The sequence below is a fragment of the Pseudomonas sp. HY13-MNA-CIBAN-0226 genome (assembly GCF_040310305.1).
Classification (GTDB): Bacteria; Pseudomonadota; Gammaproteobacteria; order Pseudomonadales; family Pseudomonadaceae; genus Aquipseudomonas; species Aquipseudomonas gregormendelii.
Window position 1 is genome coordinate 106552 of the sequence record NZ_JBEOPS010000004.1, and the last position, 20229, is coordinate 126780.

The 20229-nt window shown below is 55.9% G+C and carries 21 protein-coding genes and 2 pseudogenes; 15 read left to right on the top strand and 8 right to left on the bottom strand.

Going from position 1 to position 20229, the window contains the following annotated elements; genetic code table 11:
• Positions 1-131: 131 nt before the first annotated feature.
• Both AAEZ05_RS05830 and cynR read right to left on the bottom strand, forming a co-directional pair.
• The gene (locus tag AAEZ05_RS05830; protein ID WP_045061144.1) at positions 132-761 is read right to left on the bottom strand and encodes a glutathione S-transferase family protein; all 630 of its coding nucleotides are present in this window, start codon (positions 759-761) and stop codon (positions 132-134) included.
• Between the two features lie 130 nt (positions 762-891).
• The gene (gene cynR / locus AAEZ05_RS05835) at positions 892-1782 is read right to left on the bottom strand and encodes a transcriptional regulator CynR (protein ID WP_350646793.1); all 891 of its coding nucleotides are present in this window, start codon (positions 1780-1782) and stop codon (positions 892-894) included.
• Positions 1783-2109: 327 nt separating this feature from the next.
• Between cynR and AAEZ05_RS05840 the strand changes: the two genes are divergently transcribed.
• A complete protein-coding gene (locus tag AAEZ05_RS05840) occupies positions 2110-3042 on the top strand; it encodes an alpha/beta fold hydrolase (RefSeq protein ID WP_350600596.1) in 933 nt (310 codons plus the stop codon).
• Positions 3043-3200: 158 nt separating this feature from the next.
• On the opposite strand, the gene gorA is transcribed toward AAEZ05_RS05840, so the two are convergent.
• Entirely contained in the window at positions 3201-4562 is a 1362-nt protein-coding gene (gene gorA / locus AAEZ05_RS05845; protein ID WP_350646794.1) for a glutathione-disulfide reductase, read from the bottom strand.
• Positions 4563-5343: 781 nt separating this feature from the next.
• Between gorA and AAEZ05_RS05850 the strand changes: the two genes are divergently transcribed.
• Positions 5344-6120 (top strand): alpha/beta fold hydrolase, encoded by a 777-nt coding sequence (locus AAEZ05_RS05850; protein ID WP_045061140.1) that lies wholly within the window; start codon positions 5344-5346, stop codon positions 6118-6120.
• 213 nt (positions 6121-6333) lie between these two features.
• Here AAEZ05_RS05850 and rclC read toward each other — a convergent pair whose 3' ends face one another.
• Both rclC and AAEZ05_RS05860 read right to left on the bottom strand, forming a co-directional pair.
• Positions 6334-6939: a reactive chlorine resistance membrane protein RclC gene (gene rclC / locus AAEZ05_RS05855; protein ID WP_350646795.1), complete on the bottom strand. Its 606-nt coding sequence runs from the start codon at positions 6937-6939 to the stop codon at positions 6334-6336.
• Between the two features lie 176 nt (positions 6940-7115).
• Positions 7116-7457 carry a carboxymuconolactone decarboxylase family protein gene (locus AAEZ05_RS05860; protein ID WP_045061138.1) on the bottom strand — a complete coding sequence of 114 codons (342 nt, stop codon included), beginning with the start codon at positions 7455-7457 and terminating at the stop codon, positions 7116-7118.
• A gap of 108 nt (positions 7458-7565) precedes the next feature.
• Here AAEZ05_RS05860 and AAEZ05_RS05865 point away from each other — a divergent pair, with 108 nt between their 5' ends.
• Positions 7566-8480 carry an AraC family transcriptional regulator gene (locus tag AAEZ05_RS05865; RefSeq protein WP_350601045.1) on the top strand — a complete coding sequence of 305 codons (915 nt, stop codon included), beginning with the start codon at positions 7566-7568 and terminating at the stop codon, positions 8478-8480.
• Here the strand turns inward: AAEZ05_RS05865 and AAEZ05_RS05870 are convergent.
• On the bottom strand, positions 8470-9420 hold the full coding sequence (locus AAEZ05_RS05870) for a LysR substrate-binding domain-containing protein (RefSeq protein WP_045061172.1): 951 nt from the start codon (positions 9418-9420) through the stop codon (positions 8470-8472). The two genes, AAEZ05_RS05865 and AAEZ05_RS05870, sit on opposite strands and share 11 nt — an antisense overlap.
• A 219-nt stretch (positions 9421-9639) precedes the next feature.
• Between AAEZ05_RS05870 and AAEZ05_RS05875 the strand changes: the two are divergent.
• A pseudogene (locus AAEZ05_RS05875) lies at positions 9640-9753 on the top strand (LysR family transcriptional regulator); the annotation flags it as partial.
• Positions 9750-10109, top strand: coding sequence for an MmcQ/YjbR family DNA-binding protein (locus AAEZ05_RS05880; RefSeq protein WP_045061135.1), 360 nt, complete (start codon positions 9750-9752; stop codon positions 10107-10109). The pseudogene AAEZ05_RS05875 and the gene AAEZ05_RS05880, both read left to right, overlap by 4 nt.
• Here the strand turns inward: AAEZ05_RS05880 and AAEZ05_RS05885 are convergent.
• Positions 10106-10513 carry a DUF1294 domain-containing protein gene (locus tag AAEZ05_RS05885; protein WP_205893902.1) on the bottom strand — a complete coding sequence of 136 codons (408 nt, stop codon included), beginning with the start codon at positions 10511-10513 and terminating at the stop codon, positions 10106-10108. The two genes, AAEZ05_RS05880 and AAEZ05_RS05885, sit on opposite strands and share 4 nt — an antisense overlap.
• Positions 10510-11340 carry an undecaprenyl-diphosphate phosphatase gene (locus AAEZ05_RS05890; RefSeq protein WP_045061133.1) on the bottom strand — a complete coding sequence of 277 codons (831 nt, stop codon included), beginning with the start codon at positions 11338-11340 and terminating at the stop codon, positions 10510-10512. The genes AAEZ05_RS05885 and AAEZ05_RS05890 overlap by 4 nt, the downstream gene beginning before the upstream one ends.
• 379 nt (positions 11341-11719) lie before the next feature.
• Here AAEZ05_RS05890 and AAEZ05_RS30655 point away from each other — a divergent pair.
• The 10 genes and pseudogenes from AAEZ05_RS30655 to fapF form a co-directional block, all read left to right on the top strand.
• Positions 11720-12406 (top strand): annotated as a pseudogene (locus AAEZ05_RS30655) (cache domain-containing protein); the annotation flags it as partial.
• A gap of 123 nt (positions 12407-12529) precedes the next feature.
• Positions 12530-13264 (top strand): methyl-accepting chemotaxis protein, encoded by a 735-nt coding sequence (locus AAEZ05_RS30660; RefSeq protein ID WP_502947757.1) that lies wholly within the window; start codon positions 12530-12532, stop codon positions 13262-13264.
• A 210-nt stretch (positions 13265-13474) separates the two neighbouring features.
• Positions 13475-14038: a nicotinamide riboside transporter PnuC gene (gene pnuC, locus AAEZ05_RS05900; protein WP_350646797.1), complete on the top strand. Its 564-nt coding sequence runs from the start codon at positions 13475-13477 to the stop codon at positions 14036-14038.
• A complete protein-coding gene (locus tag AAEZ05_RS05905) occupies positions 14035-14577 on the top strand; it encodes an AAA family ATPase (protein ID WP_350601102.1) in 543 nt (180 codons plus the stop codon). The genes pnuC and AAEZ05_RS05905 overlap by 4 nt, the downstream gene beginning before the upstream one ends.
• Before the next feature lie 292 nt (positions 14578-14869).
• Positions 14870-15307 (top strand): functional amyloid chaperone FapA, encoded by a 438-nt coding sequence (fapA, locus tag AAEZ05_RS05910; RefSeq protein ID WP_045061129.1) that lies wholly within the window; start codon positions 14870-14872, stop codon positions 15305-15307.
• A gap of 1 nt (position 15308) precedes the next feature.
• Positions 15309-15881 carry a fibril amyloid subunit FapB gene (gene fapB / locus AAEZ05_RS05915; protein WP_350646798.1) on the top strand — a complete coding sequence of 191 codons (573 nt, stop codon included), beginning with the start codon at positions 15309-15311 and terminating at the stop codon, positions 15879-15881.
• 51 nt (positions 15882-15932) lie between these two features.
• On the top strand, positions 15933-17303 hold the full coding sequence (fapC, locus tag AAEZ05_RS05920) for an amyloid-like fimbrin subunit FapC (protein WP_350646799.1): 1371 nt from the start codon (positions 15933-15935) through the stop codon (positions 17301-17303).
• A gap of 62 nt (positions 17304-17365) precedes the next feature.
• On the top strand, positions 17366-18049 hold the full coding sequence (fapD, locus tag AAEZ05_RS05925; protein WP_045061126.1) for a fibril amyloid maturation endopeptidase FapD: 684 nt from the start codon (positions 17366-17368) through the stop codon (positions 18047-18049).
• A gap of 33 nt (positions 18050-18082) precedes the next feature.
• The gene (gene fapE, locus AAEZ05_RS05930; protein WP_045061125.1) at positions 18083-18880 is read left to right on the top strand and encodes a fibril amyloid subunit FapE; all 798 of its coding nucleotides are present in this window, start codon (positions 18083-18085) and stop codon (positions 18878-18880) included.
• Positions 18881-18926: 46 nt separating this feature from the next.
• Complete coding sequence (gene fapF, locus AAEZ05_RS05935) at positions 18927-20207, top strand: fibril amyloid transporter FapF (RefSeq protein WP_205893899.1); 1281 nt, start codon at positions 18927-18929, stop codon at positions 20205-20207.
• Positions 20208-20229 lie beyond the last annotated feature (22 nt).

A 20229-nucleotide genomic window follows, 5' to 3' on the forward strand; every position in this document is an offset into this window, starting at 1 on the left:
AAGTGTCGCCTGGAGCGACTGGTGCAAACCCTATCCAGATGAATGGTGCAACAGGCAAAAATTCGAAGAGATCGTAGTTGAGTTAGCGAAGCCTACCCGGAATTTTTCCCCGGGTAGCTCCGACAGTAGTATCAAGCTTGCTGCAAGCCCTTGGCAGTACGCTGCATACCTACGAAATTTGGCAATGCCTCAATACTGCTCAACCAAGCACGAACGTTAGGATAGTCAGTCAGTGCAACATTACCTTCTGGGGCGTGGGAGACGTAGGTGTAGGCTGCTACATCTGCAACGGTCGGTTTGTCGCCAGCCAGGAATTTACTTTTACCCAGCTCTTGCTCCATCACCGTCAGCAGGGTGTGAGACTTGCTGATCGCATCCTGCGCATTGTAGCCGGCACCGAACACAGTGATCAGTCGGGCGGTAGCGGGGCCTGAGTTGATCTGCCCGGCGGCAACTGACAACCAGCGTTGTACTTTTGCTTGCGCTACGGGATCACTCGGCAGCCACTCACCGTTGCCGTATTTAGTTGCGAGATAGACCAGAATGGCGTTCGAGTCAGCTAAAACGGTGCCGTTATCATCGATCACCGGTACTTGGCCGAAGCTGTTGAGCGCCAGGAATTCCGGCAGTTTGTGCGCGCCCTTCATCAGATCCACAAATATCAACTCTGTTGGCTGGCCGAGCAGTGAGAGCATCAATTCGACACGATGCGCGTGACCAGACAGTGGGTGACGATAAAGTTTGATGGGTTGTTGGGACATGACGTACTCCGGTTGTTTTTGGGTTCGACCCGGTGATCGTGTCGATGGAGTCATCTTGCTCTTCGCTACCAAACAGAGGAATTACCATTATTTACAATCCAGCATTTCACTGGGCGTAATGGTCAGCACTCTATTCTCGGTCCACTGCCGCGGATCCAAGCATCAAATTCATGAACGCGACCGATGCTGCACTGTGGTAGTTATTTTTTCGCCTCAGAACCGAAACGCCACGTTGAGGCGCCTTGTCCAGCAAGGCCAGCTTGTGCAAAGCACGATCCTGCGTGGCAATGGGTTCAGGAAGAATGGTGGCGACCGCGGTGTTTCGGATGACTTCAAGCAACGTGTTCACGGAGTTGACCTGAATCGTCACCTTGGGCGTGATTTTCGTCTTGGCGAAGTACTCATCGATACAAATGCGCGTAGCGAAGTCAGGGGTCAGCAAAGCAAAATCCAGTTGAGCTAACTGGTCCGTCGTGAGTGCATCCTGGCAGTCATAGAGTGGGTGAGCGCGCCCAACCATCAGACCAAGTGTCTCGACAAAGGCCGGGATTGATTCGATATCGGCGTTTCTCACTTGGTCAAATGCCACAGCTATATCCAGCGAATCATCGACCAACCTCGTTTCGATATCGCCCATCGACAGCTCGAAGATCTCTAAGCGAATGTTCGGGAATTGGGAGATGTAATCACGCACTAAAGGACCCAAAACGTACGCCATGAACGTTGGGGCCATGGCGAGCCTTAACGTGCCACGGGACAGGTCTTTCACATCGTGCAACGCCCGTTTACCCGCCGCCAGCTCCACCAGTACGCGCCGGGCGCATTCGATGTAGGCTAGTCCAGCATCTGTGGGTTTGACAGTCCGGGACGTTCGGTCAAAAAGGCTGACGCCAAGCGTTTCTTCCAGCTGCCGGATCTGCTGCGACAATGTCGGCTGAGACACATGAAGGACTTCTGCGGCCCGGGTAAAGCCACCGTGGTCAGCTACTGCCAACAGATACCGCAAATGTCTTAGAAGCATTGGATCACCGAAAGATTGGGTTCGTAAGGCAGTGTATATCTGACCGTTGGGCAGCAATTGGCCGAGCAGGTATCAGCCTATTATTCTCAACCGAGCCTCCCAAAATGCAATGGGACTTTCGTGATCACCGCTACCGCGAAGATGGCCAGCCCTGTGTCGGCAACATCCGCCCTCATGATTCTTTCATCAGGTGAAATACCGCATTGTCTCGTTTAGTCATTCCTCAGACTCAGCGGTTTATCGAGTATTGGATACAGCGCAAAACAACATCAGCGCGCTGACCAGATTTCTCCGCAGATTAGCGCTGCACCCACTGGAGTACCGGTGATGCCCTTACTTAAATACCTCTGCTTTCCAGTTCTGACTTTGCTTTTGGGCTTCGGACACGCCCAAGGGGAAACGCCAAAAATGCAGTATCGCCAAGTGACAGTCGATGGCGTAAATATTGCCTATCGAGAAATTGGCGACCCCAGCGCCCCCTCCGTGTTACTCCTTCATGGAGTGCCCAGCTCGTCTCGTATGTACGACGACCTCATGAAGCAATTGGGCAACCGTTTCCACCTCATTGCTCCGGACTACCCAGGCTTCGGTAACAGCGATGCGCCCCCACCAGACAAGTTCGTCTACACATTTGATCACCTCGCGAAGGTGATGGAGCACTTTACAGATGCAGTCGGGCTCAAACGATACAGCCTGTTTATGCAAGACTACGGCGCTCCCGTCGGTATGCGATTAGCGATGGCGAGACCGGAAGCCATAACCTCGATGGTGTTCCAAAATGGCAATGTCTATGCAGAAGGTTTGGGCAAGATGTGGGACAGCCGCAAAGCCTACTGGGCTGATCGCAATGCCTATGAGGCCAAGTTTCAGGCTGCTCATTTATCCCTGGACGTAACACGACAGCGGCATGTCGGCAGCGATCCAGACGTCACAGCGTACAACCCCGATTTATGGCAAGACGAAGTGGCATTCCTCAACCGCCCCGGTGAAGGTGCGATTCAAATGGAGCTGATTTACGACTATCGCACTAACCTGGATGCATACCCGGCGTGGCAGAAATGGCTGCGTGAACATCAGCTGCCCACATTGGTTGTCTGGGGCAAGCATGATTTGGCCTTTACCGTTGCAGGAGCTGAAGCTTTTCACCGGGATTTGCCCAATGCTGAGATTGCGATCCTCGACGGCGGACATTTTGTTATGGACACCCGGCTGGAAGATGTCGCGAATCTCACTCGAAAATTCCTGATCAAGCAAAAATGAAATAGGCGCATCCTGATCAGATCAGGGCGCGCTTTATGTTCCTGCTCACTCCTATCGCTTAACCTTTAAATCGATCAGTGTCATACGACGGCAGACGGCAAATACGCCATCTCCTGAGAGGATGGCGCTAAGGGCAAAAAGGGAATCGCCATCCCCCGTCACCTGCTACTCACCGCCGTACGGAGGGTAACGAACTCTTCTGCGGAGGTTGGATGAACGCCAATCGTGTCATCAAAAAGTCGTTTGGTGGCACCCGCCTTAAGAGCAATCGCCAAGCCTTGAATGATATCCCCCGCGTCCGGACCGACCATGTGGCATCCCAATACTCGATCAGATTCTGCGTCCACTACCAGCTTCATCAGCGTCTGTTCTGGCGACTCGGTGAGCGTCAATTTCATGGGTCGGAACCGGCTCTCGAACACCACCACTTTGTGGCCTTGCTCAATCGCTTGCTCCTCGGTGAGGCCTACCGTACCAATATTTGGCTGGCTGAACACCGCAGTTGGAATATGGCGATAGTCGACCGGGCGATACTGCTCAGGTTTGAACAATCGACGGGCAACCGCCATGCCCTCTGCTGTCGCAACGGGTGTCAATTGGACACCGCCAATAACGTCACCCAGAGCCAAAATGGACGGCTCGCGAGTTTCGAAGTGCTCATTCACGTCAATGTAGCCAGCCTCGTTAAATTCCACGCGGGTATTTTCCAGCCCCAGGTTATCGAGCATTGGCCTGCGACCAGTGGCGTAGAAGATGCTGTCAGTTTCCAGTTGCGTACCATCCTTTAGCGTCGCGAGCAAGCTTCCATTGGCCTGCTTATCAATTTGGATAATGTCAGTGTTGAAATCTAACCGCAGACCGCGCTTGGTCAGTTCCTCTGCCAAATGAATACGCACTGATTGATCGAATCCTCGCAAAAACAGATCGCCTCGATATAGCAGCCGGGTATCGGCTCCCAGCCCGTTGAAAATGCCAGCGAATTCCACGGCAATGTAACCTCCTCCGACCACCAGGATTCGCTTGGGCAGCTCTTTCAGGAAGAACGCTTCATTCGAAGTGATCGCATATTCATGTCCCGGAATCTCCGGAATCTGCGGCCACCCGCCAGTCGCAATCAAAATCCGCTCAGCGCTGAAACGCTGGCCGTTTATATCGACGTGGTTCGCATCGGCTAATCGCGCGTGGCCTTCGAGCAACGTGACGCCGCTGTTAATCAAAAGCTCACGGTAGATGCCATTGAGACGATCGATCTCACGGTTCTTGTTCGCAATAAGCAATGGCCAGTCGAAATTCGCCTTGCCCGCTGTCCAGCCGAAGCTTTCGGCCTGTTCGAAGTCATCAGCAAAATGGGCACCGTAAACCAACAACTTTTTTGGAACGCAGCCGACATTCACACACGTGCCGCCTAAGTATCGACTTTCGGCAACCGCTACTTTTGCACCAAATCCTGCTGCAAACCGTGCAGCACGCACTCCACCCGAGCCGGCACCAATGACAAATAGATCGAAGTCGTAGCTCATTTCAGTTCTCTGTAGGGAATGCACAGCACCTGGCTGTCCAGTTTCATTTGAGGAATAAGGACCGGAGCGAATGCATCAGTGAGGCGCAAAGCCTCGGAAACAAACCTTGGCCTGATTGCGATTGGCACATATCAGCCATGCCTAATCCGCTGGTCTCACTTGCCAAGGCTCCCATGAACTGGGGAAGCAAAAAGCCCGCTTCGTGCTCACGATGAAGCACGATTGAAGTATCCGGACAGGAGCCACCAGGGCAGGATTGAGTAGTGCCAAACATTGGAATCTCCCAGTTATGGAGAACGCTGCGACAACTCCAGCGGTTGATCGCTTATGGGATCAGTTTCTCCAACAAAGGCGCCTTAGAGAATGGGCAGAGATGTCATGGCTTAATTGTGCAGGATGAAACAATGTTGATAGAGCCTTGTGAACACGCATCCAACCTTTCCGCCCAAAAGACCCAGGGCGATACGCAGCATGAGATCGCTTACGCATGAGTGTCGACGTGGGTACGGTCGCGGCCATTTCAGAAAACGGAACAGAAGATTGTCTTTTTTGGTCGTTCTCCCGGTGTTGTTCAGGGCAGACCATGGGCCACGCAGTGCATTGATTTGCAACCGGCCACAGAGGCATCAACCTGATGACGATTATTTGTCTTCATGATGCAAAGAAGATTCTGAATCGTTGCACAGACTGACTACGTGCTCACCCAAGAGGGAGGGCTAGTTCTGTACCCGGCACAAATTGGTGGAACTGCGTCAACCTTCTTCACACACAGGAACACTAGATGAACAAGTTATTCTCAGGTCTGGCCCTCGCAGCTGCGATGATGACAGCCACCGCAGCAATGGCTGCGCCGGTCAAACCGACTGTCGTGTTGGTTCACGGGGCTTTCGCTGATTCCAGCAGTTGGAATGGCGTCGTCAAAATTCTGGAAAAAGATGGCTATCCAGTGATCGCAGCCTCGAACCCGCTGCGCTCCCTCAAAGGAGACGCCCAAGCAGTGGCCGACGTGCTCGCTAGCGTCAAAACGCCCATTGTGCTGGTAGGTCATTCGTATGGTGGTCCGGTCATCTCCGAAGCCGCTTACGGCAACACCAATGTCAAAGCGCTGGTGTTCGTTGCAGCCATTGCACCTGAAGCGGGTGAATCCACCGCAGAGTTATCCGGACGTTTCCCGGGTGGCACGCTGGGCCCTACTCTCGCTCCTCCAGTAGCCTTGGCTGACGGCGGCAAGGATCTGTATATCCAGCAAGACAAATTCCACCACCAGTTCGCTGCTGACGTTTCCAATGCGGACGCCAAATTGATGGCTGCGACTCAACGTCCCGTAACAGTGGCGGCGCTGAATGAAGCATCGACCGAACCGGCCTGGAAAACCATTCCTTCCTGGTTTGTCTACGGCGACGCTGATAAGAACATCCCGGCACAAGCACAGGCCTTTATGGCTGAGCGGGCACACTCCAAACAGACCGTCGCGGTCAAAGGCGCGTCGCACGTTGTGATGGTGTCCAACCCGAAAGTCGTTGCCAACCTGATTGAAAAAGCAGCCAACGCCAAATGACAACAAGTCGCGGCTTTATGATAAGCCGCTTCATCGTTGAACGAGCATCCGGTCGTGTAACGGATGCTCACTTACCGCAAGCGAAGGAGGTGTGAGTGATGCTGAGAGTTCTAGCAACGTCCAGTGGAACGCCTGTACGTGCAGTCTCGGCGCCCTCGGTAGCGAACGCGGAGCCGGCAACGACAGTCAGGAGTAAAGCAATCAGGATTCTCATCACGGTTTTCCAAGTGTCGGTTGAAGTGATAACGCGCAGCGTTCGCGGAGCAATTGACGTGCGGATTCAGCCATCACGGGTAGGGAGCCGGCTAGCATCAGTAAATCTTTAAGCACCAGGCGCCCGGCGCCCGACAGATAAGGGAAGCCGTGTTGCGCATCACCGAGAGCACCCACCCAGGCTTCGGGTGTGGTAATCAAAAAGCTAAGCGTCACCAGCGGTGTACCGAAGGCCAGGGCCCCGCCCAACAGGCCGGTACGTCTCGAGACTGAATTTGACAGCACGAGCAGGCCAATCAGGATTTCGACGATCCCGAGTCCGGTCGAAAAACCGTAGGTGTTGTTTTCGGTTTGCCAGGCGCGCTTGTCCGCGTTCAACTCACCTTCGTGAGTGAGGTGCGCTTTGTATCCTTCGGGGTGTTCATAGAAGAAAGACATGACAGGGCTATTGGCAACAAAAGGTGTGATGCTGTCGGCTTCATATGGAACGAATTTCAGCGCTCCGATCCATAGAAAAACGATGGCGATAGCCAATCGCATGAGAGACGTTGCGAAGGTGTCGACTTTGCTGATAAATCGGAGCCAGGCAGTAAAAGATGTGAGCATGAGACTTCTCCAAATGTTTGAATGTGGAGATAGTCTGAGGTGAATCCGAACGCCGATTTTGTGCGCCTTGCTCAAATTATTGATTGATCGTCTCAAGATGCTGATGAGGATCTTGCAGGTGTAAAAAAGCCTCGATACCTTGCAGTACCGAGGCCACACGCGTGCGTACGAATGATCTATTTCTTCAGCGAGTCATACGCCTCCAACGTCCGCAACGAATAGATGTAAGCAGCGCCGGCGTTGAGCGAGATTGCGGTCGCTAATGCCGCCGCCACTTCTTCACGACTTGCTCCTGCTTTGATCGCCGCGTCCGCGTGGGCAGCGATGCAACCATCACAGCGGGTGGTGACAGCTACCGCGATCGAAATCAACTCCCGGGTTTTGGCATCCAGCACATCGTTCTCCGCGCAGGCCTCTCCAAGAGCGAGGTAAGCCTTCACCATTTTAGGGTTGCTCTTTCCAAGCCCGCCGAAGGCCTTCTGGATGGTAGGTAGCATTTCGGACCAGTTGTTGAACATCGCATGACTCCTGAGGAAGTTGGTGTAGTGTTTCGACAGGCTTAGTTTTCCCTCCCTGAGAGATGTCAGTTTGTCCGATCCGCTCAATTTTTTATGCGAAGCTCTCAAATGAATTCTATCGATAAGCTCATCAGCCTGGCTAACGTCCGAGGCAGCCTGGATTTGCGGTGTCAGTTTCAGGGCGATTGGGCACGGGATCACGAGCAAGAAATATTAGGCAAAGCGCCCTATCACATTGTGTTGGAGGGAGAGTGTCGGGTTGAGTTTCCGGACGGGCAACGCCTGCCCATGCGAGCAGGGGATATTTTGCTTCTGCCTCGTGGTGCACCGCACGTCATGCGTAGCATTGGAAAAACGGCTGAGTCCAGCACACCAAGGCTGATTTCCAATGCGCCCCTGCCGCTCTATCGGATTGGAGATGTTAGTGCTGATCTAGACATGCTTTGCGGAGGCTTTCACTACAATCGAACGTCGATGTTATTCGCGGCGCTCCCCGAACACCTTGTGATTCCAAGTGCTGCCCTCCCTAAAAGTGCCCCCCTGCCGGCGCTTGTCGAAATGTTGCGAGGTGAAGCAGATAGCGATCAGGTGGGCGCACATTACTTGCTCGATGCTTTGTCCCAAGCGCTGTTCACATTGATCCTGCGTGCACACATTGCGAGCCACGGTCAGCACACCGGCACCTTGGCATTGCTGTCTGATAAACGGCTGGGCCGCGCTTGGCAGTCCATGCTGGCTGATCCTGCGCACGAGTGGACCGTTGACGGTCTCGCTGAAACCGCCAGCATGTCTCGCGCAACGTTTATGCGAGCCTTCGTACGGGTGGCTGGAGTTTCGCCTTGGGTATTATTGACCCAAGTCCGCATGGAGTTAGCGTTCAACCTGCTAAGCCATTCCCATTTGGGGCTGAGCGACATTGCCGCCCAAGTCGGGTATCAATCCCAAGCGGCTTTCAGCAAAAAATTCAAGGAAATATACGGTGAAGCACCTGGGAGAGTGAGGCGCGGAATGACTACCGCGTAGCCGGATGTTCTTTTCCTGCTCTCTCACAAGCGACCCGGTCCGCCTCGGCGTTAGCGCCAAAATCCATAGCTAATTTATCAATCAGACCGCGGACTGAAGGTAGCAGCCCTCTTCGGGACGGGAAGACCGCATGGATGAGCCCGCTACGCAGCACAAACTCAGGTAGTACCTCCACCAATAGCCCATCATGTATGGCGTGCCGCACCATGATTTCGGGTAGTTGTACGACCCCTACCCCTTGTATTGCAGCGCGGTGTAACGCATCAAGATCCGAGGTGACAAATCTGGGCGCGTGAACCACCTCGATTCGATATTCTTTCGTGCCTAAAAAGGTCCACCTGTGCTCACGGTTTGGTGGTCCTAGATCCATGCTAGGCAAGCTCGCCAAGTCATTTGGGGTTTCGAGCTTCAACCCTTCTATCAAGGAAGGCCGCGCAACCAGCTTTTGGTGGCTATCGCCTAGTACTCGCATCACAAGGTTGTCGTCTTCCAATGGCGGGAAACGCACTCTCAGCGCGATGTCATACCCCTCACCCAGCACATCAACCCTGCGATTTGTGCTGTCTATGTGCACCTGGACTTTGGGGTGCAGCACCATGAATTCCGCAATAATGTCGCTCACACCCATGGCGCCTAACGCAGGTGGACAACTGATACGCACGATTCCTTGAGGTTCGGAGCGTGAATGCTCGACCACTTGCTCCGCCGCGTCAGCCTCTACGAGCATCGCTACACAATGACGGTAGTAGTCTTGGCCGATCTCTGTGACCGTAAACTTTCTGGTTGACCGCTGGATCAGGCGTACACCAAGCCGCTCCTCCAGAGATGCGATACGCCGGCTTAGCTTCGATTTGGGGATGTCGAGTTTTTTACTCGCGCTGGTGAATCCGTTGTGGTCGACAACCTGGACGAAGAAATACAAATCATTGAAGTCGTACACGGAGTGATTCGCCCGGTGGCTGGGTTCAGAACGCATTATCGCAGGTGATGGTGGGAGTTCCCATTGCTGAGTACCTTGCGGCTTTCCAGCCCTGACCTCTTGCCCTTCTTAGCGTGATAGCCGCTTTGTCAAAAGGAGCGTACGCTTTTGACGATTGCCAGCATGAAAATCGAAATTTCTAATTTGGATCAATCAGTTACGGCATTTATAGTTTTGCCGCTGGTGCAGTTGCTGCCTGACTGGTCATTACTTGGGGGCTGGCTGCAGGCGGTACGCACCTGGATCGATCATCTGGTTGAGTCATTCACCGCCCGCGGGGAGCGCCTGTTATGAGCACTGCACGAATGAGCGAAGCCGCTGTGGCGCAGTTTTGCCTGGCATTGCCGGGTGCCAGGGAAGACTACAAATGGGGTGGTGTGCGGGTTTTTTCGATCGCGGGAAACAAGATGTTTGCGCTGCAGGGACTTCGCGGTAACTCCCTGGCGTTCAAGGTCGACAAAGACCTGTTCCTGGGGCACTGCGACCGCCCTGGCATCCATCCGGCGCCTTATCTGGCTCGGGCCCAATGGATCATCCTGGAGGTGCCCTACCCTCTGGGCGCGGAAGAGCTGCAGGGTTTATTGCAGCGTTCCCACCAGTTGGTGGCGAGCAAGCTGCCCAAACGGACCCAGGTGGGACTGCTGCTCTAGAACAGGGCGAACAGATGGGCGCCGAGGAACAGTTGGTCGATCCAGAACACCTGGTGCAACAGCACGATGGCCCAAAACAGGACCTGATAGGAAACCTTGCGGGTCTTGTGCCGGAACACTTGCTGCGCCACCAAAGCGCCAGGCCAGCCACCGGCCAGTTCCACGGCGTGCAGGACATTCTCCGGGGTACGCCAGCGCTCGGTACGGGCCTTGCGCTTGTCGCTCCAATAAAGGAAGAACGCCAGCACGCTGACGATGCCGTAGGCCGACAGGGGAATCAACGATATCCCCTGCAACCACATCAACATCGAGCCGGCCAACGGCAGCGCACACACCAAGGCGAACACCAGCGACTTGAGTCGTGGATTCTGAATCCTTGCGGGGCGCGCGCTGCGGTCGATCATGGCTTGGCCGCGGTCCAGTCGACCCAGCCGAACTGCCAGGTCGCCAGGATCAGCAGGCCGAAGGCGATGCGATACCAGGCAAACACGGCATAGCTGTGGTTGGCGATGAACTTGAGCAACCCGCGTACCGCAATCATCGCGAAGATAAACGCCGTGACGAAGCCGACGGCAAACACCGGGAAATCCGCCGGGACGAACAGATCACGGTATTTATAGCCCGAATACACTGCGGCACCGACCATGGTCGGCATGGCCAGGAAGAACGAAAATTCGGTAGCCGTCTTGCGTGACAGGCCGAACAGCAGGCCACCGATGATGGTCGAGCCCGAGCGCGAAGTGCCAGGAATCATCGCCAGGCACTGGGCAAAGCCGACTTTCAAGGCATCTTTCCAGGTGATTTCGTCCACGGTCTCGGCATGCACTTCATGCTCGCGGCGCTCGGCCCACAACATGATGATGCCGCCGATGACCAAGGCGGACGCCACGGTGACTGCGTTGAACAGGTAATGATGGATCAGGTCGGCGAAAATCACCCCCAATACCACCGCCGGCATGAACGCGATCAACAGGTTGACGGTAAAGCGTCGAGCGCTGGGCTGGGTCGGCAAGCCGATGACCACGTCGAGAATCTTGCGGCGAAATTCCCACACCACCGCCAGGATCGCTCCGAGCTGGATGATGATATTGAACGCCATGGCCCGCTCACCACCGAAGTGGAGCAGGTCCGCGACGATAATCTGGTGTCCGGTACTGGAAATGGGCAGAAACTCCGTCAGCCCTTCTACAACGCCTAGTATCAATGCCTGAAAGGCGGTCCAAAGATCCATCAATCCCCCAAGAAGCGATGCGCGCCGGCATGCCCCGTTAATATTTTCAATGCATTTACTGCGGTCAGTCTGGCTGTAGCGCCGCGTGCTGGAACCTCTGGTTAAACCACGGCTTGGCGTGGAAAGCTCATGCCGGATTCAGGTTTTCGCGCGCGGGGCCGAAATCCTATCAGACAAGTCCGTTTCACGCTGCCAAGTATTGGGCTTGACTGCAAACCCGTGCCTGCCATCCGGGGTGAAATGCTGGCGATCCTATATGACAAGAACAAGAAACCGGAGTAACCGCCTTATGAACAGCTTGCGCACCATGTCGATCAGTCGCCGCCTGTGGCTCATCCTGATTGTGGCCGTCATGATGCTGATGACGCTGGGCGGATTGATGCTCAAGCAGATCCACACAGACCTGTACCACGCCAAGGCGCAGAAGACCCGGCACGTGGTGCAGACCGCCAGCGGTGTCCTCAACTATTACCATGGCCTGGAGACTACCGGCGTGCTGACCCGCGAAGCGGCGCAGAAGCAGGCGCTGACCGCGGTTCGTGGCCTGCGGTACGACCAGGACGATTACTTCTGGATCAACGACCTGGTACCGGTCATGGTCATGCACCCGGCCAATCCGAAACTCGATGGCCAGAACCTGTCGGCGATCCGCGATCCGGACGGCTTTGCCCTGTTCAACGAGATGGTCGCGGTGGCCAAGAGCAAGGGCGCCGGCATGGTCAACTATCGCTGGCCAAAGCCTGGTGCCAGCGCGCCGGTCGAGAAAACATCCTACGTCAAGCTGTTCGAGCCGTGGGGCTGGGTAATCGGCTCGGGCGTCTACATAGATGACATGCAAGACGAGTTCTACGGCCAGGTGTGGAAAGCCTCATTGGTGGGCCTGGTGATTGCAGCGATCATGGCCTTGCTCGTGATCCTCATTGCCCGCAGCATTGTGCGTCCCCTGCAGGAAACAGTGAACGCCATGGCCAATATCGCCAGCGGCGAGAGCGACCTGACACGCAGCCTCGATACCCATGGCCGCGATGAAGTGACGCAACTGGCCCAATATTTCAACGCGTTCACAGCCAAATTGCGCATGGTGATCGGCCAATTGCAGGTCTCGGCCAGCGACCTCGGTGAATCGTCCAGCGCCTTGGGCAATGACGCAGCCCAAGCTCAACAACGCAGCCAGCAGCAGTCCCAACAAATGGAACTGGTGGCGACAGCGATCAACGAGGTCACGTACGGGGTGCAGGACGTGGCCAGGAATGCCGAGCATGCCGCCAGTGAAATGCGCGATGCCGAGTCGCAGGCGCAGCAGGGCCAGGTCAATATCGATGGCAGTTTGCAGCAGATCGGCAAATTGTCCGGCACCATCGAACAGGCGGTGCAAGTGATCCGCACACTGGCCGCCGAGAGTACGCAGATCGGCACGGTGCTCGAAGTGATCCGTTCGATTGCCGAGCAGACCAATCTGCTGGCCCTCAATGCCGCCATTGAAGCCGCCAGGGCCGGCGAACAGGGCCGAGGTTTTGCGGTAGTGGCCGATGAAGTCAGGCTGCTGGCTCAGCGCACGCAGAAATCCACGGCCGAGATCCAGTCGATGATCGAGCGCTTGCAGAATCATTCGGAAGCGGCGGTCAAGGTCATCGGCGACAGCAGCCGCGCTTCGCAACTGACCATCGAACAGGCAGGGCTGGCCGGCGCGAGCTTGAGTGCCATAGGCCAGGCTTTGCGCAACCTCACCGGCCTCAACGCCTCCATTGCCAGCGCCACCCTGCAGCAGGCGCATGTGGTGGAAGACATTAACCAGAACGTGACCCAGGCGGCAGGCCTGTCCCACAGTACGGCGCTGGCGGCCGAGCAATCGAGCGTGGCCAGTGTGCGGTTGAAGGGGCTGAGTGAGCAGTTGAACGGGTTGCTCAAGCAGTTTCGCGTCTAACTCCTGCACGAGCGAGCTTGCTTGCGATGGATGTTAACGTTAACGCGTGCTTGCTGAGAAACGCGGTGCTCTCAGGACCATCGCGAGCAAGCTCGCTCCTACAGGAGTCTTGCTGGCTCGACAATTTTCTACGTCAGTGTCGAGCCGAAGTTTTTACATCCGCACCCATCCGGTACAATCCGCTCCCCTCCCCACCCTCAAGGAACCTCCATGTCCGGGTTAGAACTGTTTGCCGCCGCCCTCGGTGTGATCGCCGTCTGGTTGACGGTCAAACAGAATCCCTGGTGCTGGCCGATTGGCCTGGTCATGGTATTGCTTTATAGCTGGGTATTTTTCGAGGTGAAGCTCTACTCGGACATGCTGCTTCAGGTGATCTACGCGGCGTTGCAATTGTACGGCTGGTGGCAATGGACGCGTGGAGGTGATGAACGGCTGGGGCGGCAGGTCAGCCAGCTGGCGGTGGCGCCGATCGCCTTGAGTCTGTCCCTGGGCGCCATTGGCAGCCTCGCTCTCGGCGCGGCCATGGCGCACTGGACCGACGCCGCGCAACCCTGGCTGGATGCCGGGCTCACCGGTTTCAGCCTGGTGGCCCAGGTATGGATGGCACAGAAACGCGTGCAATGCTGGCCGCTGTGGATCTTGCTGGACGTGATTTTCGTCGGGCTGTTCGTCTATAAAGGCATGTACCTGACGGCCGGACTTTACGCGCTGTTTACCCTGATCGCGATCCAGGGCTGGCGTGAATGGCGCACCGACCTGGCCTTGCGAACATGAAGGTGCTGGTGCTCACAGGTCCCGAATCCAGCGGCAAAAGCTGGCTTTCCCACGAGATCCAGGCGCATTTTGGTGGGCTGCTGGTCGGCGAGTACGTTCGGCATTTTATCGACAGTGAAGCCCGCGACACCTGCTACCAAGACATCGAGACCATAGCCCACGGCCAACTGGCCTGGGAGGACGAGGCTCGAGCGAAGCAACCGTCACTGTTGATTCTCGACACCCACCTCTTGAGCAACATCCTGTGGAGCAACACATTGTTCGGCGCGTGTCCGGCCTGGATCGAGCAGGCCTTGCTGGCACGCCACTATGACCTGCATGTGCTGCTCAGCCCCGAAGTCGTGGCCTGGCACGATGACGGGCAGCGTTGCCAACCGCAACTGGCGCAACGCCAGGCATTCTTCCAGGCCACCCATCAGTGGCTGGAGCTGCACCACCAGCCTTTCCAGGTCCTGCAAGGAGACTGGCAGCAGCGCAGGGATGCAGCGTTCGAGGCCGTGGCCCGCTTGCTCTTCTCTGCTGAAAGTGTCCATTCCTGAAACACATTGTGCTGCGTAAACCCATGAGCTAAAGCGGCTCAGCGTTCTGCAGGCAAAACTGTTAAGTCACTGAAACAACCTGCCAATACCGCCGGTAGCGAGCACTGCTGCCTGAATGGCGGGGAATATCCCCCAACTTTGTCTCAGTGACGTTACACCCTTCGACTATTCAGTTCTGAATTTTCATCCAACTAGCTGTTTTTTAAAGAAAATCTAAAAGCGGCACGCCTTCTGCTCTCTCCCTCGCAACGCTGATAAGGGCCAGCGTTCACTAACAGAAGGAATTGCCGCCGTGGGGAAATTTGATAAACGCATCTATGGCCTGTTGGTGATCGGATGCGCACTCGCAATCAGCGCCTCCCTGCCTGCACATGCCGACAATGGCATCATTACGATCAAACGTGATGTGCAAACACGCAACGCGGTCGTTCCTCCGCTGATCCCCGATCCGAATCCCACCACAGTCAACGCCAATCCCTCGCAACAAATTCTCAAACAGACGAATGAGTTGAGCGACGGCGATTTCGCCAACGTTGCCAGTGGTGCAAGCATCTCGCGCATGGTGACCCAGAACACCAACAACCTGGGTGCCAACACGTCCAATCAGACCCAACTGTCGAACCAGCCCGCCGGGCGTTCGGGCAACTCGGGCGGTGGCATTGCCAACATGGTCAATTCGAGTATGACCAAAGGCCTGGGCACTCTGAACATCATAACGGGAGGCCGTTAGGATGAATCGCACACTGCTGGTCATCGCCATGTTTTGCAGTGCATCGACCTTTGCCCAATCTCCAGTGACCAACAACGCTGAGATCGATAATTCGGGCATGCAGTACCAGGGCAACCTCACGGTCAACCAGGCGGCCGGTGATCAACAGCAACAGGTCAACGCCCGGGCCATCGCCATTGGCCATGGAGCCACTGCGACCACGCAAATTCGCCAACGGCTGGGTAGCAGTGGCGACCCGGCAATGGATGCCAGTTCCAGCATCCAGGGCAACTCATTCAGTCGCGGCAACGGCGCACTGGGTGTCAACCAGAGCTCCGGTGCCAGCAACCAACAGGCGAACGCACTGCGCATCAGCGTCAGTGACCAGCCGCAAAGTATCGACGACAGCGTCCTCATGCAACAGAACGTGGCGCTGCTCAACAACTCCGATCCAACTGACTCTGCACCAGGCTATCGCCAGGTCACTACCAGTGACCAGGCCTTCACCGGTAGCCGCGGGGTAATTCAGTTGAATCAGAGTGCCGGGGTGGGAAATCGAATGGGAAACACCCTGAGCATACGGGTCGCGGATTGACCCAAACAGGTAATAACAACACTTAACCTAAAATAAGTACGGAGAATCACCATGAAACCTTCGATGGCAATAAAGCCTCTGGTTTTCGCAATTGCTGCGGTCATGGCTGTTGCTGTACAAGCTGGGCAATACGATAACAACGGCCACGACAATGGCCATAACAATGGTCATAACAATGGCCATAATGGCAACAATGGGAACGGCAACGGAGGCCCAAGAACTCCTCCTCCAACCATGATCCCTGTCTTTGCTACTGCCAATGCCATCGACAACCAACGCAGCACCGGCAACAGCATCCGCAATGAAGGGACCGTGAACGAAGCTGAAATGACCAGCTCCGCTACCGGCACCAGCGGCAACGTCGGCGTCAACGTGGCTGCTGGTAACGGCAACCAGCAAGACAACGCGGCCGCAATCGCCAACGCTGCATCGGACTCCAGTCTGGATAACAGCTTCGTGTTCGGCACTGCTTCCGCGAGCTCCACCGTCAACCAGTTCAGCAACAACAACACGGTCAACAACTTCGGCAGCACCTCTTCGGCCGTGATGACCGGTTCGGGTAATGGCGGCAGCGGTAACATGGGTATCAACATTGCTGGTGGCGACCTTAACCAGCAGAAAAACACCATGGCCATTGCTAATGCCAACGCTCCACTGGGCAACGCAACCGCGACTGCTTCCGCCACTCAAAACGGTCCTGGCCTGACAGTGAACAACAACGCTGATCGGACTTATCGCCTGGATACCATCACCGTCACCAATTCGGCCAGCGGTAGTGCTTCTCAAGGCTATGCGTCCGTTGCCAATGGCAGTCAAAGCGCTTCTTCGAGCTTTGAACTGGCCGGCGCCCAGGCTTCTGCAGCCAGCGGCTCAAGCAGCTGGAATGCCAGTGGCTCTCACAGCAGCGATTCGAGCGGTTCTTCGAATGCTTCTCTGACTGCCACACTGAGCGCCACTCTGGACGCCGCTGCTGAAACGGCCAGGGAATATACCCGTGACTATGGTCGTCATGAGCAAAGTGGCAGCGAGACCAACAGTTCATCGCTTAACGCTTCGCTCGACGCATCGCTGGACGTCAGCGTAGACAAGTCGTACACCAAATCGCACGACTCTTCGTTCGAAAAATCGTATGACAAGGCCTACGAAAAAGCCCAGGCCTCTGCATACGAAAAATCGGGCAGCAAATCGTCCGAATCTGCGTATGACAAATCCAAAGGCTATGCTGAAAGCAGTGCATTTGACTTGAGTACTACATACTCCTATCAAGTGCTGACTCCAACTGGCTGGGCCAACCCTGTAACCAACACCGCAACCCTCAGTGGTTCGGTCAACGGTGGCAGCGGCAACCTGGGCGTCAACGTGGCTGCGGGTGTGGGCAACCAACAAAGCAACTCGCTGGCGATTTCCAACCAGTCGTTCTAATCGTTGTCTGTGGAGGCCCCCTTACGGGGGCCTTTTTCAGCACACCCAGAAGGCGTCCAACCATGCGCATCATCGCCTTGGCATTTTTGCTTGGCATGGCCGGTATGACCGAGGCGGCACAAATGCCGCTGTCCGTGATCCTGCCCGGCGGAGCGGTGGTGTACAAGCCGATCCAGAGCATTCGCGAGCGCAAGTTTGCCGACCTGGTACAACAGAAAACCGACTTCAGTTGCGGCGCAGCTGCGCTGGCGACCGTCTTGCGCCAGGCCTACTGGCTGGACGTGAACGAAGAACAGATCATCGAAGGCATGCTCGCCCAATCCGACCAGGATCTGGTCCGGGTCCAGGGCTTTTCCATGCTGGACATGAAGCGTTACGTAGAAAGTATCGGCATGCGCGCCCGTGGCTACCGTGTAGCACCGGAGACGTTAAGCGAAGTGAAAATCCCGGTAGTGGTTCTGCTGGACATTCGTGGCTACAAACACTTTGTAGTCATGCAAAGAGTTCACGACGGCTGGGTATACATCGGAGATCCGGTACTGGGTCATAAACGATTCAAGGTCGAAGACTTTGTCAAAGGCTGGAACGGCATCATCTTTGCCGTTATCGGTCAGGGCTACGACAAAAACAACGCCTTGCTCGACCCTCCCGTACCACTCACTGCCAAAAACCGTATCAATGCATTCAGCCCGGTGCGAGACGCAGACCTGATGGATTTCGGGTTCATAAAAAGCGACTTCTTCTAATAACAAGGGAGCATGAAGCTCCGGGAGCATCCAATGAACACTCCAACCTGGCTGGCCGTCGTTTGCCTGGCTGCCAGCCTGCCAACCCAGGCACAGACGTTCAAACCCATTGAACTGAAGGATCAGGAGCTGGCGAGCCTGCGAGGCCGCTATGTCATGCCCGGAAGGATCATCAGCTTCGGGGTTGCCATGACCAGCACCTGGGAAAATGCCAAAGGAGAATTGATCGGGGTCACCTCCTCGATGCAGATCCAGAAATCAACGATCAAGCCACAGTTCTATGTGTCGATGATCGATGAAAAAACCCCGGGTGCCAGCAGTTCGCAAGGCACCACCAACTCTGCTGCGGGCACAGGCGAGCAAACCGTTGCGGCAACGGGTTCAGGCACCGGCACCGTAACCGGCGGCAGCGGCCTCAACACCACCGAAGGTGTCACTCAAGTCGTGCGTGCGGCCGGTGACAACAACACCGCCTACAACAATGTCGACATCAACGTTACCAAGGCGAACGAGGCGCCAGTCATGCAACCCCAGGGCCAGGCACTGGCCGCAGGCACCACGCTGGTGGGCAGTAATGGCGCGGGTTCCCTGAGCGTTTCCTCATCCGGCACAGGTGTGCAACTCAACATCGTGGCCAACAACAATCAAGGCAGTACGATCCAACGCCTGGCCCAGGGTGGGCTGACGCAGAACACGACTTTGCTGGGAAGTAGCAACCAGGTGCGCAACCTCACATCGTTCAATGTGGTGCTGCGTGACAGTGCGACTACAGGCGGGTCATTGACCGGTAATCTGGACCAGCTTAAAGGTCTTCGCACTGCCGGATTCTGATCTACGCTCAGTCTCATCAGAAGTAGTCAGAAGGGACGGCTAACCCATGCACCGATCGTTAACGCTCAGAGCAATCGTCTGTTTGAGTAGCCTGGCTCCGGTCACTCTGCTGTATGCAGCGACAGACCCCCAGGTTGAAGCACTAAAACAAGAACTCATGGAGTTGAAGCAGCGTTACCAAGCTCAACAGAACGCGTTGATGGTACTCGAACAACGGGTTCGCCAAGTCGAAGAAACCCCGGCGGCGGCGCCGCCCAGACGCCTGACCAAATCCCCGGCCGACCCGACCAGGAATGGTCAGGCCGTGGCTGCAGGCGCTCCGGGAACCGCCGGCAGTTCCTATGGCCAGTCGCTCAAGGAAGACTCGGAACCAGCGCCCAGCGTTTCCAACCTGTATGACGAAGCCAGTGGCTTCTTCGGTGGCGGAAAGTTCAGCGTCGAAACCGGCCTGACCTACACCCACTACGACACTCGCGCATTGACGCTCAATGGCTTCCTGGCGCTGGACTCGATCTTTCTCGGCAACATCAACCTGGACCGTATCAAGGCGGATAACTGGACACTGGACTTGACCGCTCGCTACAACCTGGCGCAACGCTGGCAGTTCGATATTAACGTTCCCGTGGTTTATCGAGAGTCGACTTACTCCTCCGGCGGCGCTGGTGGTGCAGGCCCGGTGACGTCGGATGCAACCGTCACCCGCGACCCGACCATTGGCGATGTAAACGTTGGCGTGGCTTACAAATTCCTGGACGAGTCGGTCAACCTCCCCGACGCGGTTGTCACGCTGCGGGTCAAGGCACCCACCGGCAAGGACCCCTACGGCATCAAACTGGTCAGCGACCCCACCAACGATAACCTCTCGGTACCCGAGGACCTGCCAACCGGTAACGGTGTGTGGGCGATCACCCCGGGTATCTCGCTGGTCAAGACGTTTGACCCGGCCGTACTGTTCGGCAGCCTGGCGTACACCTACAACATGCAGGACTCTTTCAGCGACATCAGTCCTCAGGTTGGCTCCAAGGTCAGCGGCGATGTGAAGCTGGGGGACTCCTGGCAGGTGGGCGCGGGTATTGCGTTCGCCTTGAACGAGAAGATGAGTATGTCGTTCTCGTTCACCGACCAGTTCGCTCGCAAAAGCAAGATCAAGCCCGATGGCGGTGATTGGCAGTCCATTAGCAACAGTGATTACAACGCGGCCAACTTCAACATCGGCATGACCCTGGCGGCCACCGACAAGCTGACGATCGTGCCCAACCTGGCTATTGGCCTGACTGACGATTCGCCGGACTTTTCATTCAGCCTGAAATTCCCTTACTACTTCTGAGGTACATAAGACAAAAGATCGC